Raw genomic sequence first — 16,415 nt, 5'->3', positions numbered from 1 at the left:
AATATTTATTTGTAACCTTCCGTTTGTGTTATATTCGGATTAGTATTGAGACAAGCAGGAGCAATAGGCCACAAGGTAACATTCTTCTCCCCTTCACGCCCCTTCAAGGTCTCAATAAGCTCGAATTCCTTATTAAAGCGAAGGTATGCCCACCATGCTTTTGATTCTGCGACAAACTCTTTCAGTATTTCGCTGATAATGGCATTGTCTATGGCATCCTGAGTCCTTGCCGTGTAGTAGTTGTCTACCCCATAAGCACGCTTGGCCACTACATTCAGATTCTGCAAAGCGGCATCCGTATTTCCCAAGGCATTTTCCACTTCAGCTTTCAAAATATAGGCTTCGGCCAAACGATAGACGGGGACATCACTGTCAAAACTACGCGTATCATTGGCAAAGGAGCCTTTGAACTTCACAACCATCCTTTTAATCTGTACTTCTTCCGTCAGGAACTTATCCTCGAATACCCGTACTGAAACATCCGTACGCGTGTCACGTGCATCCTCAGCCAGGAAATCGCAATAGGCTTGCGTGGGCACAACATACTGGGCATGGGAACCGGCAGGAACCTCATCCTCGGTATATCCGGCTTCCCTCAGCCGGGTTCTGTCACCGTTAGGTGCCAGATAATAGGCGAAAAAGTTGGGGGATGTTCCCGGAGTCACATTTTCATTGACGATATAGGGCAATGTCCAGATAAGCTCAGAATTGGCTTCGTTGTTTAAATTGAAAATATCGGCAAACGTGGGAAGAAGTGCATATCCGGCTTTCAATACCGCATCAACAGAAGACTGCGCCGTACTCAGAGCCGCATTCCCTCCTCCCAGACGCTTTGCCTTCCATAAGTAATATTCAGTACGCAACATGTTGATGGCTGCCGGAGATGCCTTATGGAGAAGCTTGGAAGAAGCGGGCATCAACCTTAAAGCTTCTTCTATATCGGTTTCGACCTGAGCATATACTTCAGAGGCCGCCGTACGGCTGGGATACATGTCCTCCTGCTTTTCTGACTCAAAGCCGGAAGTCAGTAGTGGACAGTCACCGAATACCCGCACCAGAGTAAAGTAACAATATGCCCGTAGGAAATAGGCATTGGCCATCACCTCATTACGTGTAGCTTCATTGGTGAAAGAGATTTCCGGAGTATGCTTCAGAATCAAATTTGCACTATTAATGGTAGTATATATGCTACTCCAATTTGTACCTGCATCACCGCTCAGCAATACGTTTGTACCCACTCTATTAAAAAACGCATCATTTACCGCCCCACTCTCATACCAGTTTGAGCGCATCTCTCCATAGATGTTGAGCAAATCGGAAAAGGCAGAACGGAATTGAGTATATGCTCCATTTACCGCACTCGTAGCATCGCTCTCCTCTGTCCACATGGACAAGCTGGTGAACTGGCTGGGCTGTATCACATTCAGGTCTCCATGACATGATGTAAAAAACGAGACCCCACTTATAAGAAGAATGCCGGATAATATTTTTATTTTCATAATTCTTATTTTTCGTATTAAACTTCTTTTATCACAAAGTAACTTTACATCCGATAGAGAACTTACGGATAGGCGGATAGGTGTTGAAACTACCGGAATAGGTACTTGATGCACCTACTTCGGGAGAAAGGCCTATTACTTCCGTAAAATAATGCAGATTGTTTCCGGCCAGGGTCAATACCAGCCCTTTCAGACCAATCTTTGCCAGCAATGCCTGAGGCAGAGCATATTGCAGAGAGATTTCACGGATACAGAGATAATCGGCTTTCTGGGTGAAAACATCGGAGTTGTCCCGGAAATTCTTATTCAACTCATCGGAGTCATTGCCTGAGAAACGGGCATACTTGGCCTTACTCGGGTCATCCCCCACATTCCAGCATTTTAGGATTTCAGCAGGCAGGCTGGTGTTTCCATTCATGAAATTACACATCTGGCGTTGCAGATAACCATTGGAAATGGAGTGCCCCAAAGCAAAATCAAGATAGACATTCAAAGTGAAGCCCTTGTAAGTGAAAGTATTGTTCAAACCTCCGGTGGTATGGGGAATCGTATTTCCCAGCAGGAACATATCATTGCTGTTGATGATATCGTCTCCGTTCAGGTCTTTCCACTCATAGTCTCCGATAGTCTTTTTTCCGACACCCAGTTTCTGTTTCGTGGTCCAGTCCCAACCTTTGGATGAGGTGTCATAACGGGCATTGGCAGCCTGCTCGGGAGTTGTAATGATAAAGTCTTTCTTATATCCATAGAAACGCCCCAACGGTTCACCCTCGGCAACACCTCCGAATTCTTTGGTCGTGCCATCCTGCATTTTTACAGAGTATCCTCCCTGGCGGTTCTTGTCCCGTCCGTTTTCGGGCAGTTTAAGCACCTTGTTCTTTACGTAAGTAATGGTGAATTTAGATTCCCACGTGAAATCCTTCTTGACAATGTTACGTGTTGTTATTTCAGCATCGAAACCACGGAAACGTACTTTTCCAAGATTGGTAAGGATGGAACCGTATCCCGACGTATTGGGCAATACTTTGGAAGTAATCAGGTTATCCGTAATCTTATTGAAATAGTCTATACCCAATATGATGCGGTTCTTGAACAAGCCTAAATCAAAACCTAAATCCAATTGTGTGGAAGTCTCCCATTCAAGAGCCTTGTTAGGCATGGCCGAAGAAACGGTCGCAGCACTTTGATCATAACTGGTGGTAATGGCATACAATCCTAATGCATCGTAATAGCCGATGGAGTTGTTACCGGTCTGCCCATAACTGCCACGCCACTTCAAATTACTTATAAAACCGATATTCTGCATAAAAGGCTCATCACTCATAACCCATCCGACAGACAATCCGGGGAAGAATCCCCATTGGTTGCCTTTGGCAAAACGGGAAGAGCCGTCCTCACGGAAAGTAGCAGTCAACATATATCTTTTCAGATAATCATAGTTCAATCGGCCGAAATAACCGATATTCACATCTTCCTGCTTGGTCGACGTTGCATCGGAATAAACAGAACCTCCGTTCAATGTCGGTATCTTGTCGGAGCTGTGTCCGGTAGTGGCAGCATACACATACTTGTACAAATATTGCTGATAGGAATATCCTACCATCGCACTGATGCTGTGTTTATCGGCAAACGTTCTTGTATAGCTGGTGTAGAATTCCAGTTTCTTCCGTTGCTCATCCGTCATGTTGGTAGTCGCCTTCCGCGTTCCATTCATCGGGTTGGCACGCATGAATGTATCTCCATGGCTGTTTTGCGTAAACAAAGAAGCGGTGCCCACAGCATGCCATCCTTTCAAAACTTCCCAATCAAGAGAGCCGACTAACCCCAAACGGTTGGTACGCTGATTGTTATCATTAAAATACGAGTAGAAGCTCGGATTCGGAGACGAAGAGTTTGGACCTGGCGTCGGGGTTCCGTACCATTCATTGTCAGACACCCAATATTTACGTTGAACGGCCGGGGTCATCAGTCCACGGGAAATCACCTGATACTGACTGGCATACTCTTCGCTATTCGTCTGGCTGTAATCTATGTTGCTACTGAAAGTCAGGTTCTCTCTGATTTTGGCAGTTACATTAGTACGGGCATTGAAACGGTCGAATGCCGTGCCTACACCTACACCGGAATCTTTCATATAGCCAATACTGCCCACATAGCTCAATTTCTCCGTACCTCCTTCTATCCCCACATAATAATTTTGCCAAAGAGCATTCTTGAAACAAGTACTGGCCCAATCATTATCTTCAAAAATCAAAGTCTTACTGGGATCCAACGGATCAGCCACAGACTTCCATCCTGCCGGAATGCTCTCTCCATCCCTCAGGTAACGGGTAGAAAACTTGGAAGCATCCGTATTGCCGGAACTATAAGCATATCCGTCAAGGTATAACTTTTCCGGACTGGGTCCGGAAGCCCAACGATCGCGCATGATAGTAACAGCTTGGGTAGCATCCAGATACTCAATCATCCGCTCCACATTCTCGTTTGCAAAGGAAGCCTCAAACGTCACTCGAGGAGCACCGCTTTTTCCTTTTCTTGTCGTAATCAGGACAACTCCATTCGATGCACGCGAACCATAAATAGCAGAAGAAGCGGCATCCTTCAAGACTTCGATAGATTCGATGTCATTGGGATTGATACCCGCTGTACTGCGCTCTACGCCATCAACTAATATTAGAGGAGAATTACTCTGACTGATAGATGAACCACCACGAATCAAGAACGTAGCCTCTGCACCCGGAGTATTGTTCTCATTGTACACGCGTACACCCGCAATTTTACCCTTCAGCCCTTCTCCCACAGTATTGATAGGAGTTGCCTTCAATGTTTCTCCATCCACCTTGCTGATGGCGGATGTTACGGTACGCTTGGATTGGGTACCATAACCTACAACCACCACTTCATCCAGCCCCATGGTGGTCGGTTCCATCCGGATGTTAAGAATCTTTTGATTAGTAATCAGGATTTGCTGTTCATCATAGCCCACATAGGAAAATACAAGAGTTTCCCCCTTGCTTACTTTCAGCTGGAAAGCACCATTCATATCCGTAATAACTCCTCGAGTCGTACCCTTCACAGCGATGGAAACTCCTGGAAGAGTTTCACCAGTATTGTCCACTACTACACCTGATAGGTTAAATTCTTGTGCCCAAAGCAAAAATGGGCAAAATAGTAGAAAAGTTATGAGGTGAAAATGAAATATTTTTCTCATCTTTGTTACGATTTTAATAATAAATTGTTTCAGTAATTTATTTAAGGGGAAACGGGAAGTGCCAATACTCGTTTCCCCTCCCTTTTCGGGGGTCAAACTTAAGTTGACCAATGAGTTTTTTCATTGGATGTATTGTTGCAATATCTCCATAGGCAATCGTTTTTAGTTAATTAATGTATTTGAAGAATTCCGTATTTTTCAATTCGTTTCTTGTCTCCTCCAGCTCTTCTTCAGAACAAGGAGCTATCGGCAATCGACATGGTCCACAGTCTATTCCTGCCAGTTTCATGAATATCTTACCAGCTCTGACTCCTCCCCCATGCTTTATCAGCACATCAATGATTTCAACAGATTTCCATTGCATTTCACGGGCTGTTTCAAGGTCTCCCTTTTCCATGGCTTCCATCACAGCTTTGTATATACCCGGAACATAGTTGTAGGTACTGCCTACGGCAGCCTTAGCTCCAACCGACAATCCGGTAATCAGTATCTCATCAAAACCGTGCAAGACTTCGAACGCCCCACCGTCCGCATGAATGCACTGCTGCATCTCCATCAGGTTGTTATGAGTAAACTTGACTCCCACCAGATTGGGAATTTGCTTCTTGCCCTCTATAAGGAACTTGTGTACCGGCAAGGAAACCCCGGTTATGGACGGCATGTTATAGTAATAAAACGGCAAGCGGGAAGCCGATGCAGCTATCGGCTTGAAAAAACCTATCAGCTCATCTACAGAACCGGGCTTGAAAAAGCAGGGCGCCATGGCTGCTATCATATCAGCTCCAATAGCTTGCGCATGGGCTGCCAGCTCGGCACACTGAACCTGCGACATGCCACCTACATGCACTATCACTTTCAGTTTTCCCTTGGCTGCCTCCATCCATTTTTCCGCAACAGCCTTTCGTTCTTCTGTTGTCAGAGAAACGGATTCTCCCGTCGTGCCACAAATAAACACTCCCGTCACACATTTCTTTTGCATCAGAAACTCTGCATACGGCCCGATCACCTGCAAATTTAAGGAACCATCTTCGTGCATTGGCGTAAATGGTGCAGCGATTAATCCTGTTAAAAGTCGTTTGTTCATAAATAAAATTATATTATAATTAATGATAGGTTCAAACCTATTTTTTCTTAAAGAACAAGCTTGCCAGATAACCTATGACAAAACATGAGATAAAGCCGGATGCCGTGTACAAAAGCAAATGGAACGTCTGGAATCTGGCAACAAACAATTGTACGATGATACTTGCGACTATACCAATGATTGCTCCTCCGGAATTGGCGCGTTTGGTAAGCATGCCCAACATGAACAGTCCTCCCATACTGCCCAATATGAGCCCGAGTATCTTGTTAAATTCGTCCCACAATGAAGCGATATTCCATGTTGCCATAAGAAAAGCAAAAGATAGACTAATGATTCCTATCACACAAGTTGCCATACGTGCCGCATGCAATTCATTGCCACCCTCTCCCTTATGAAAGAAACGTGAATAAATGTCTACTATATAAGCTGTGGCTGCCGAATTCATACTGCCGCTCAAAGTGGACATTGCCGCAGCGAAGATGCCCGAAATCAACAACCCTACAATACCGACCGGTAATTGGGTAAAAATATACCACGGGAAAATAGCATCGCCGTTAGGAATACTGATACTCAGATTCTCAGGATACACCTTGTAATAGGCATAAAGCGCAGTGCCTATAAAGAAGAAAATCAGTGTGGCGGGAACAGTCAGTATCGCATTGGTCCATACACTCTTCCGTGCCTCTTTCATCGAAGAGGTAGTGAGATAGCGCTGAACCATACTTTGGTCCGTCCCATAGGTGGTAAGATGGGTAAAACATGCGGCAATAACGACGGTCCACATCGTAGCATCCTTCAAGTCAAAGTTCGTCGCTCCCAAATCGAACTTGCCGTTTGCCGCGGCAATATCAATCGTTTCACCCAATCCGCCGGGAAGAGAACACGAGATGTATATCACTGCAAATATCGCTCCTCCCAACAGGATGATTACCTGAATGGCATCCGTCCATACGACCGCCTCTATTCCCCCTATCATTGTATATAGGATACTACAGACTCCCATAATACCGATACACAGGAATATGTCCAATCCGGTCACCACATTCAAGGCAATGGAGGGCAGAAAAAGCACGACACCCATACGCCCTACCTGGAAAATAATAAAGGCCAGACTGCAAATAACCCGGATAAAGACATTGAAACGTATCTCCAGATATTCATAGGCAGTCGTTATATTCAATTTCCGGAAAAAAGGAATAAAGACATAAACAATGACGGGAGCCACAAACACAATACCGGTATTGAACAACACATAACTCCAGTTAGTGGCATATGCCTTGGAGGGTATAGCCATGAAGGTGATGGCGCTCAACGCGGTTCCGAAAAGACTCAGCCCGGCAGCCCACCACGGAATGCGTCCTCCACCCTTGAAATAGTCGTTCGTACTTTTCTGGCGCCGTGAAAAGTAAATTCCAATTCCGGCCAATACGGCAAAATAACCGATAATCACAAGGATATTGACAAGTCCCAACCCCTTTTCCAAAGGAACAATATCCCCTTGAAGGCTGTACAGTCTATTCGTTCCGGAACTGGCATTGCTACCGAGTATAACGAAGGAACGGTTTCTTTGCAAGACTTGCATGGTGTCATAGGTACCTGGAATACATTCAGACTTGACAAGAGTCTGCGTAATTGTATGGTATTTCCATAAAGCATTCTCTTTTTTAAGATGCTGTGTATCTTCCGGCTCTTTCTGAAAAAGAAGTATATGGTTGGCTCCGCTGGCGACAGCAGCACATATTCCTTTCGGAAAATCCGAACCTAATGAACTCCATTTACCCAATTGGGGGTTATAGACATATCCATCAGTCAAGCAAGAAGACAACCCTTCTTCCGTTTCCGTCTGTCCACCCAATAAATACAGACAAGGGGAAACGCCGTTGTTCTGTACCACGAGAATTGCATCTTCCCGGACGCATCCCGGATAGCCCGGTAGTTCTTTCCATCCTCTGGACTTGTTCGACAAGTCCAGCACAAAAAAAGAATCCGATAACCTGGACGGACTTACCGACTTCCTGCCTCCAAACAAATATACCTTATTGTCCAGTAGTGCTCCTGCCGCGTTAGACAACGGAAAAGGAAGTGGCGGCCAATCTTCCGAAACATTCAGTTTGCCCTGCTGCATTGTGACAAGAAATACATCTTCGTAGCATTGGGAAGAATCACGCCCTCCAATACACAAGATACCGTCAGAGAGTGTTATGGAAGCGCCATAAGCCAACGGCTTGGACAACACATCTTCATACAAAGCGAATCCGGCATTTTCAGAAAGGCATACCGCATTTCTTCCCCATCGGCTATAATCGTCGGAAGTGCCGCCTGCCAATACAATTTGTCCGCCAAGTACTCCGGAAAAGAGTCCCAAAGTGTTGTGTTCCTCATTAAAAACACTCTCGTTGCCCCACTTTATCTGCTCAGAATGAGAAGCATCTGCAGCTCTCAGGCTTTGACCCCAAAACAAACAAAGGCATACCAATGCAACACAATTATTTACAATCCGTGTCATTTGTCATATTTTTATTGTGATTGACCCTTATTCTGTTCTCCTAACACTGCCCTATCATAAATCAGCTTCTTATAGACATAAAAGTGTTGCTCGATAGCATTTCTGTAGCCCATTTCATCCTTATTCTTGATAAAGTTCAATAAATCGGTGTGAGTTACAATCTTTCCCTTTTTCTCCAGTTCTATATTTATAGCTTCCACCCGTTCCCTCAAATTGGTTTTTACAAAGTTCATAACCGGATGAATGATGCTTTGGAACTGTACAATCGTCTTATTCCCCGTTATTTCGTATAGTTTTGAATGGAAAGTATATTCGCTGAGATTGGCATATTCGTTGTTCCCCAATGCAACGCCTGCATTAACAATCTCTTCCAGTTCCATAATATCCTGCTCTTTAATATTATGAAATATGTCACTACTGATTCCTATCTCCAAGGCAACCCTAAATCCCAAAAGATCGAGAAGTGATTCCTGGCTCATAATACGGGGATCAACCACTCTCTTCATTCCCCCTAAGATGAAAGGCTCAGTTAATATCATTCCACGACGTGTACGGCTTTCAATCATTCCCATCATTTTCAGACGGCTAAGAGCTTCCCGAAGAACACTACGAGCTACCCCCAACGCTGACGACAACTCAATTTCGTTAGGGATAGAATCACCCACTTTCAAGTCCTGACTTCTGAAATAATTCAATAACTTGTCTTCCACTTGGTCTACCAAAGTAATCGACTGCCCATCAATTTTTAAGTTTTCCATATATTAAATCGTGTTATTATTAGTCCTATTAGTATTATTTGTCAGACAAATAAATGGATAATTTTTAATAAAAGCAACATATAAAGAATATATTATTTCTTCTTTTATATTTATTAACTTTTAAAGTGTTGCATTTTTGCAAATTTACTATTCACGATGTAATATATGTTTCGGCTATATTACATATGCGAACAAACAATAAGAAAAACAGAAAAAGGGGAAAAACAATATAAGTGCAGCTTAAAAAATAGTTTAGAAGAATTATTAATACCTGAGAATGAATGTTCTTAAAAAAGAAAAAGACTGAATAACTAAGTATTCAGCCTTTTATAAAGAGCGGCAAGCGAGACTCGAACTCGTGACCCTCAGCTTGGGAAGCTGATGCTCTACCAACTGAGCTACTGCCGCATAAACATTTCCAAGGTCATGCCTTAAAAACGGTGGCAAAGTTAATAAATTCCTTCCTAAAAAAACAAACGTTTCGTCAAATATTTCCTATTTTTGCTCGGGAAAACAAAGATATTCTTTCAAAATACAGACTAAATACCAATGAAACGAATCATACTCATCACCGGAGGAGCACGTTCCGGCAAAAGCACCTATGCGGAAAAGCTGGCACTCGAGCTCTCTCCCACTCCCGTTTATCTTGCCACGGCACGCATCTGGGACGAAGAATTCCGCCAGAGGGTAATCCGGCATCAGGAACGCCGGGGACCGGAATGGACAAACATCGAAGAGGAGAAAGAACTCAGCCGCCACCGGCTGGAGGGACGGATCGTCCTGATAGACTGCATCACCTTATGGTGTACCAACTTTTTCTTCGACCTGCATTCAGATACCGACCGGGCACTTGCCGCAGTAAAGGCAGAGTTCGACCGCTTCACGGCACAAGACGCAACCTTCATCTTTGTAACCAATGAAATAGGTATGGGAGGAACTTCCGAGAACGAACTGCAACGAAAGTTCACGGACATGCAAGGCTGGATGAACCAATATGTAGCCGCCCGTGCCGACGAAGTGATACTGATGGTATCCGGCATCCCACTTACCGTAAAAAACACTCATTCATAAAACAACAGACAATTAAAATCCAACAGACTGATGAAAACATTTCATATCACCCGTCCGGACGAGTCAATCCGTCCCGCATTGATTGACAAAATCAACAACCTGACCAAACCCAAAGGTTCATTGGGCATTTTAGAAGAACTGGCACTCCAAATCGGACTCATACAACAGACATTATCCCCCACCTTGAAACATCCGCAAAACATTATCTTCGCCGCCGACCACGGCATTGTAGAAGAAGGGGTCAGTCTGTCTCCAAAGGAAATCACCTGGCAGCAAATCAGCAACTTCCTTCATGGAGGGGCAGGTGTCAATTTCCTCTGCCGGCAGCACGGCTTTACCCTGAAAATAGTAGATGCAGGAGTAGACTACGACCTCCCCTACAAGAAAGGCATCATCAATATGAAAGTGCGCAAAAGTACCCGGAGTTATCTGCACGAGGCAGCCATGACGGAAGAGGAAATGGAGATGTGCCTGGAACGGGGTGCCGAGGTGGTGCGCCAATGCCATGAAGAAGGCAGCAATGTCCTCAGCTTCGGTGAAATGGGTATCGGAAACACCTCTTCATCCTCCTTGTGGATGACCTGCTTTACCGGTATTCCTCTGGAACAATGTGTCGGCGCAGGCAGCGGACTCGACAGCGCGGGCATCCGCCACAAATACGAAGTGCTGAAACAGTCTATGGAGAATTACAAAGGCGACGGCTCTCCCCGGGACATCATCCGCTACTTTGGTGGACTGGAAATGGTAATGGCCATAGGCGCCATGCTGCAAGCTGCCGAGCTGAGGATGATTATCCTTGTTGACGGATTCATCATGACCAACTGCCTGCTTGCCGCCGCCAGGCTCTACCCGGAAGTGACGGATTACGCCATCTTCGGACACTGCGGAGACGAGTCGGGCCACAAACTGGTACTCGACGCCCTGCATGCCCGTCCGTTGCTGAATCTGGGGCTGCGTTTGGGAGAAGGAACGGGGGCCATCTGTGCATATCCCATTGTCGACTCGGCCGTGCGGATGCTCAATGAAATGGATAACTTTGCACATGCCTCCATCACCAAATACTTTTAACATGAATAATATCTTAGCAGCATTCATCATGCTCACCCGACTGCCCTTCTGGAAAATCAAGGAAGTACCGGCAGAGTGTTTCAAGCATGTGGTTCCCTATTGGCCGCTTGTAGGCTGGCTGACGGGAGGCGTGATGGCGGCAGTGCTGTGGCTTGCCGGACAGATTATGCCGGTGTCATTGGCATGGATTCTTGCCCTCATCGCACGCCTGCTTGTCACCGGTTGCCTGCACGAAGACGGGCTGGCGGACTTTTTCGACGGTTTCGGTGGCGGCACCACCCGAGAACGGACTCTAGCCATCATGAAGGACTCCCACATCGGAAGCTACGGTGTCATCGGATTGATATGCTATTTCCTGCTGTTGCTCCAACTTCATCACCTGCCACTGGGACTTCTCTGCATCCTTGTGCTCTGCGGTGACTGCTGGTCCAAGTTCTGTGCCTCCCAGATTGTCAACTACCTGCCCTATGCCCGGAAAGAGGAAGACAGCAAAAGCAAGACCGTCTACAACCGCATGAGCTGGCACGAGTTACTGGCCGGATTTCTTTGCGGCCTGCTTCCTTTCGTACTGCTGCTGCCTATAAAACTGTGGATTGCCACCCTCTTCCCCCTGCTCACCTTCTTCCTGCTCTACCGATTGATGAAGCGGCGCCTACAAGGATATACGGGTGACTGCTGCGGGGCCACTTTCCTGCTATGCGAACTGTCCTTCTACTTGGGAAGCCTTATTCTAATTATAAATTAACAACTGAAAATTAAAGATGGAAGTAATACTCATTCGACACACTTCGGTAGATGTTCCTCCGGGGATGTGCTACGGTCAGACCGATGTTCCCCTGAAACCCACGTTTGAAACGGAAGCCGCCGTGACGGCAGAAAACTTGAAGGCATACCTTCCGTTCGACCACGTCTACACCAGTCCCCTAACCCGCTGCGTGCGCCTCGCCACCTATTGCGGCTATCCCGATGCAGAACGGGACAAACGGATTATGGAAATCAATTTTGGCGACTGGGAGATGAAGCCGTTCGAGCAGAATGAAGACCCACGCCTGCAGGAATGGTATGCCGACTACATGAACGTGGCAGCTACCGGTGGAGAATCTTTTACCATGCAATACCGGCGTGTCAGCCAGTTTTTGGACGAATTAAAGAAGAAGCCCTATACACGCGTTGCCATCTTCGCACACGGAGGCGTATTAATCTGCGCGCAACTCTATGCCGGAATCCTCAAAGCCGAAGAAGCCTTCGACGCATTGACGCCCTACGGCGGCATCGTCCGCATCAATCTCGACAAGGAATAGTGAACGAAATAGTAGGGCCTTCCTCCGCTTCGGTTTGCACCTTGTAGATACCTCCAAAATAATGAATAAAATGGGCATTGATTTCATGGCGAATCAAGCTCGTTTTATTCTCAAAATGTACCTTTGCAAACGGGGCGTTGACCACGTCGAAATAGAGGGCCGACCTAGTGCGGTCCCGTCTGATGCGGATAATCGCCTCATAACGGGCAGTGTCATTCTCTGACGGAGTCAGCATGCTGACAAGCAATGTATCGAACCACCTCCGGTCCGTCCTTGCAAGCTGTTCCTTGAAATCGGTCTGCAGGCTGACAGACACAGTGCTCTCCCCACGACCGTTCACTTTATCCAGCACCTCACTGCACAACTGAATAATGTCACACTCCTCGTCCTCATACTGAATCTTGCCGGACTCCAAGCGGGACAACTCCAGAATGCTGTTGACATAATTCAGCAGACTTTCCGCATTGGTCTGAATCATCTGCCCGTATTCCCTCTTAGTCTCCTTATCCAGCTCCTCCTTCCCGGTCAGCAATTCGGCAAAGCCCACCACCACATTCAGCGGAGTACGTATATCATGGCTGATTTCCGATTTCAGACGTTCCTTCGCGATGTTGTCCGTCTCTGCCTGCAAAGCGGCTTCAGCCGTCTTCTTCTCTACGACAGCAATCTTTCCGGAGACATAGCGCGTATACAGATAGAAAAGCAGCATCAGCAGCAGACAGACGCCCAGGAGTATAAATCCTATACGGTAATTCATGTCCTGAATCTTCTGCTTCTCCAACAGCAGCTCGTCAATGTGGTAAATCTCCTTCACCTGCTTCAACTGGTTGGCCGAGAAGGCATTGTTCAGCGAATCCTGCTTGCGTATGAGGTAGCGCCGGGTCTCGATGGCCCCGTCAATGTCCCCCTTGTCATATTGCGTACTCGCCTTGTAGTTTATCAAAGTGGCAAAGGTGGAGACGTAGTTGTTCAGTACCGTAGGGGTCACCTCGTCTATCAATGCGATGCTTTTGTCATACTCATCGGTCTTGGCATAGTATTGAAGCTGTATCAACTGGACATTCAGCCAGAAGACGGGATCTACATGCGGTTCAAGCAGTTTCTTTACTTTCTCGATATGCTCGTGCGCCACTGTAAAGTTCTTCCGGTTCATGTAGTGCAGGATATACTTCACTTCGCAGTCAATCTCGAAATTGCTCCAGTTCTTCCGTGTCTCGGGTTCTTTGGAAATAACCGTCTGCAACGTCGTGTCCATTTCATGCAAATAGGGCAGCTTCAGGCTGTCTTTACCGCCATTGCCGTATACCTGGGCAATACGCGACAGTATATCCACCTTCAGGCTGGCCTTTGTCTGGGGAGAGAAATTCCGGTAAGCCTCCAAGAAAGAGTCCAGTGCCTCATTCGGGCGGCTGGACACTCCGTAGGCACATCCCAGACTGTTATACGCTGCTATCATCCCGTTATTGCTATGGCGGAGTTTTGATTCCTCCAACGTCTCCTTAGCCACATACACCGCTTTCTCTATCTGTCTCTTGGAAGCCAGGGCGCGGCTGATGGCAGCCTTCTGCTCCAGATAATAATCGTAAGTGCCTACCTGAGGGACAAAATCCTTCAGCACATCCACCCAATACGACAGACTGTCCGGGTCGTGTTTCTTGTCATAACATGCCGCCAGATAGTAAGCGCCCATATTCTCATAGAAAGCGTTCTTCTGCCGCCGCGCCTCCTCGTACAGACGGGTGGAAAAAGTCATGTTATAGGGAGCATACTGGTGCTTGTAGGCCATGTCACGGAGATACGTCAGCCGGACAAGGGTGGCCGGCAGGGTATCGGCAACCTTCAGGATGCTGTCCTGATACCGGACAGCCCCCGTGTCTTCTGCCAGCAGCGGACAGATATATCCGCAAAACAAAACATGGATGAGAATAAGTATTCGTTTCATTGCGCCGTTCCTCCGTGTAATGCGGGATTATACTTCAAAGGATGCGTAAAACAGAAACGCGCGCCACGGGTGTACCCACTGTCCACCCACAGCTTGCCGTTCATATATTTCACAATCAGTTGGCAGATGGAAAGGCCCAGTCCGCTTCCCTGCACAAAATCATTCAGCTTTTCAAAGCGTTCAAAAATCAAGTGCTGCTTCTCCGGTGGAATGCCGCATCCGGTATCCGTCACGGAGAAAAGTGCCGTACCGGCATCAGCCATCTTCAGTTCCAGCACGATGGAGCCTTGTTCCGTAAACTTGGTGGCATTCACCAGCAGGTTTATCAAGACTTGGCGGAGGCGCGCATCGTCCGTATCCAGCATCAGGACGGACAAATCCGTGTCAAAACGCATTTCAACCTCCAGCTTGCGCGAGGCCATCACGGTCTCCACGACCTCATTACACAACTTCACGGCATCATGCGTGCGGATGTTGAAGGTTATATTGTCATTCTCGAAATCCGAGAAATCCAGAATGTCATTGATAAGTTTCAGCAACTGAAAGGAATTCACCTTGATAATTTCGGAGAACTCCCGGCGCGATTCGTCATCGAACGACTCGTCCTCATCCGTCAGTACCGCCGAGAATCCGACAATGGCATTCAGCGGCGTACGTACCTCATGGCTCATGTTCGAAAGAAACATATTCTTCCGTTGTATGGCTTGCACCGCTTTCTCCTTCATCGCCTCCTGCCGCATTTGGGAACGCTTCAAACGGAATATCTTCTTCCAGCCCAGCACCAGGAGGAATATCAGAAACAGTACGGACACAGTGATGCCTGCCAGATAGAAACGCATGGATACAATGCGGTCGCGTTCGTTCTGGTAGGCCAGTTGGTCGGCCTGGAAACGGGTACAGAGCCGGTCTATCTCCTTGGGATAGTTCTTCTCGAACGAAGTCTTGATATACGAAAAGACCTTGTCGTACTGTCCGTAGGCTTCTTCCTTGTTTCCCATCTTCACCAGTAAATCCGCTTTTTCGAGCAGAGCTTCCTTGTAGATGTTATGGTTTATCCGGGCATATTCGGTTTGAAGGAAATCATTGTAGGCGGTCAAGGCTGCCTCATGCTCTCCGGTGGCCACCAGATAACGGGCATCTATAATCAGAAGGTATTGCCGTATCTCCGGAATCAGCTGCGTTTCAAGCTGGCCTATCTGTACCAGACAATGGCTGGCAGCTTTCAAGTCACCCTTGAATAATTGGCAGGAAGCATTGGAGATGTGACGCATGGCCAGCTCCAGCGGAGAAAGCCGGTCTTCCGGATAGAGGTTCAGACGTGCAAGATAACGCGAGGCACCGTTTACATTCCGTATGCGCAGGTTATAATCTATCAGTTCCACCAGTAGCATACGGATATGCACATCCTCCCCGTCCATCCCATCCAGCAGTCTCAAGGACTCTTCATAAGCGACACCGGCTTCCCGGAGCCTGCCGGTATAGCTGTACACCTCTCCCATGGCATTCAGCGCAAGGGCATTGCCGAAGGGGTAGGCAAGCGCGCGGGCTTTGGAGTACATCTGGTCGCTCTGGGCAATAGCCATACGGATTTCTCCACGGAAAAGGGAGGATTTTATAAGTATTCTTTCCAGTTCGAAATAGGTGTAATAGCGCTGGGATTCATCCAATTGGGACAAAAGGCCGTCGGCATTCAGCGAGTCACACTCCTCCCGGGTCAGATAGTCGAAACCGAGGCTGTTGTGAAAAGTGGAGATGACCTCATGGACTATACTTTCCTTTTCTTTAGTCCAAGAATCCGCTTTATCTGTTGCCGATGCAATTATTGTGCTCCCGAACCAAATAAAGAAAAGGAATATATATAGTTGCTTTATCCTCATTTATAAGACTTTGTCTGCTTTAAAAGTTACATTTTTAATGCAACGCGGTCTTGCAAAGATATTATATCTTTTTGGAACGGACAAAGAATCAGTTAAAA

The 16,415-nt window shown here is 46.7% G+C and carries 11 protein-coding genes and 1 tRNA gene; 4 read left to right on the top strand and 8 right to left on the bottom strand.

Going from position 1 to position 16,415, the window contains the following annotated elements; genetic code table 11:
- Positions 1-5: 5 nt before the first annotated feature.
- The 6 genes from DW039_RS12865 to DW039_RS12840 all read right to left on the bottom strand — a co-directional run bounded on the left by DW039_RS12865 (position 6) and on the right by DW039_RS12840 (position 9,466).
- Positions 6-1,499, bottom strand: a complete 1,494-nt coding sequence (locus DW039_RS12865) for a RagB/SusD family nutrient uptake outer membrane protein (protein ID WP_120172630.1) — start codon at positions 1,497-1,499, stop codon at positions 6-8.
- Between the two features lie 31 nt (positions 1,500-1,530).
- Positions 1,531-4,710: a TonB-dependent receptor gene (locus tag DW039_RS12860; protein WP_005836952.1), complete on the bottom strand. Its 3,180-nt coding sequence runs from the start codon at positions 4,708-4,710 to the stop codon at positions 1,531-1,533.
- Positions 4,711-4,876: 166 nt separating this feature from the next.
- Entirely contained in the window at positions 4,877-5,794 is a 918-nt protein-coding gene (locus tag DW039_RS12855; RefSeq protein ID WP_005829247.1) for a dihydrodipicolinate synthase family protein, read from the bottom strand.
- A 37-nt stretch (positions 5,795-5,831) separates the two neighbouring features.
- Positions 5,832-8,300 (bottom strand): sodium/solute symporter, encoded by a 2,469-nt coding sequence (locus DW039_RS12850; RefSeq protein WP_120382003.1) that lies wholly within the window; start codon positions 8,298-8,300, stop codon positions 5,832-5,834.
- Between the two features lie 11 nt (positions 8,301-8,311).
- Positions 8,312-9,058, bottom strand: coding sequence for a FadR/GntR family transcriptional regulator (locus DW039_RS12845; RefSeq protein WP_005829254.1), 747 nt, complete (start codon positions 9,056-9,058; stop codon positions 8,312-8,314).
- A 335-nt stretch (positions 9,059-9,393) separates the two neighbouring features.
- Positions 9,394-9,466, bottom strand: a tRNA-Gly gene (locus DW039_RS12840).
- Between the two features lie 141 nt (positions 9,467-9,607).
- Here DW039_RS12840 and cobU point away from each other — a divergent pair.
- The 4 genes from cobU to cobC are packed head-to-tail and all read left to right on the top strand — an operon-like array spanning position 9,608 to position 12,498.
- Positions 9,608-10,129: a bifunctional adenosylcobinamide kinase/adenosylcobinamide-phosphate guanylyltransferase gene (gene cobU / locus DW039_RS12835; RefSeq protein WP_005829269.1), complete on the top strand. Its 522-nt coding sequence runs from the start codon at positions 9,608-9,610 to the stop codon at positions 10,127-10,129.
- A 30-nt stretch (positions 10,130-10,159) separates the two neighbouring features.
- A complete protein-coding gene (gene cobT / locus DW039_RS12830; RefSeq protein WP_120172632.1) occupies positions 10,160-11,197 on the top strand; it encodes a nicotinate-nucleotide--dimethylbenzimidazole phosphoribosyltransferase in 1,038 nt (345 codons plus the stop codon).
- A gap of 1 nt (position 11,198) precedes the next feature.
- Positions 11,199-11,942, top strand: a complete 744-nt coding sequence (gene cobS, locus DW039_RS12825; RefSeq protein WP_117703333.1) for an adenosylcobinamide-GDP ribazoletransferase — start codon at positions 11,199-11,201, stop codon at positions 11,940-11,942.
- A gap of 16 nt (positions 11,943-11,958) precedes the next feature.
- A complete protein-coding gene (gene cobC, locus DW039_RS12820) occupies positions 11,959-12,498 on the top strand; it encodes an alpha-ribazole phosphatase (RefSeq protein ID WP_044467839.1) in 540 nt (179 codons plus the stop codon).
- Here the strand turns inward: cobC and DW039_RS12815 are convergent.
- Both DW039_RS12815 and DW039_RS12810 read right to left on the bottom strand, forming a co-directional pair.
- A complete protein-coding gene (locus DW039_RS12815) occupies positions 12,479-14,440 on the bottom strand; it encodes a sensor histidine kinase KdpD (RefSeq protein WP_118264384.1) in 1,962 nt (653 codons plus the stop codon). The two genes, cobC and DW039_RS12815, sit on opposite strands and share 20 nt — an antisense overlap.
- Complete coding sequence (locus DW039_RS12810) at positions 14,437-16,317, bottom strand: HAMP domain-containing sensor histidine kinase (RefSeq protein WP_120382002.1); 1,881 nt, start codon at positions 16,315-16,317, stop codon at positions 14,437-14,439. Before DW039_RS12810 ends, DW039_RS12815 begins: the two co-directional genes overlap by 4 nt.
- Positions 16,318-16,415: the final 98 nt, after the last annotated feature.

The organism is Bacteroides sp. AF39-16AC (assembly GCF_003602735.1).
Lineage (GTDB): Bacteria > Bacteroidota > Bacteroidia > Bacteroidales > Bacteroidaceae > Bacteroides > Bacteroides uniformis.
This window is presented reverse-complemented; position numbering and strand designations above follow the sequence as displayed.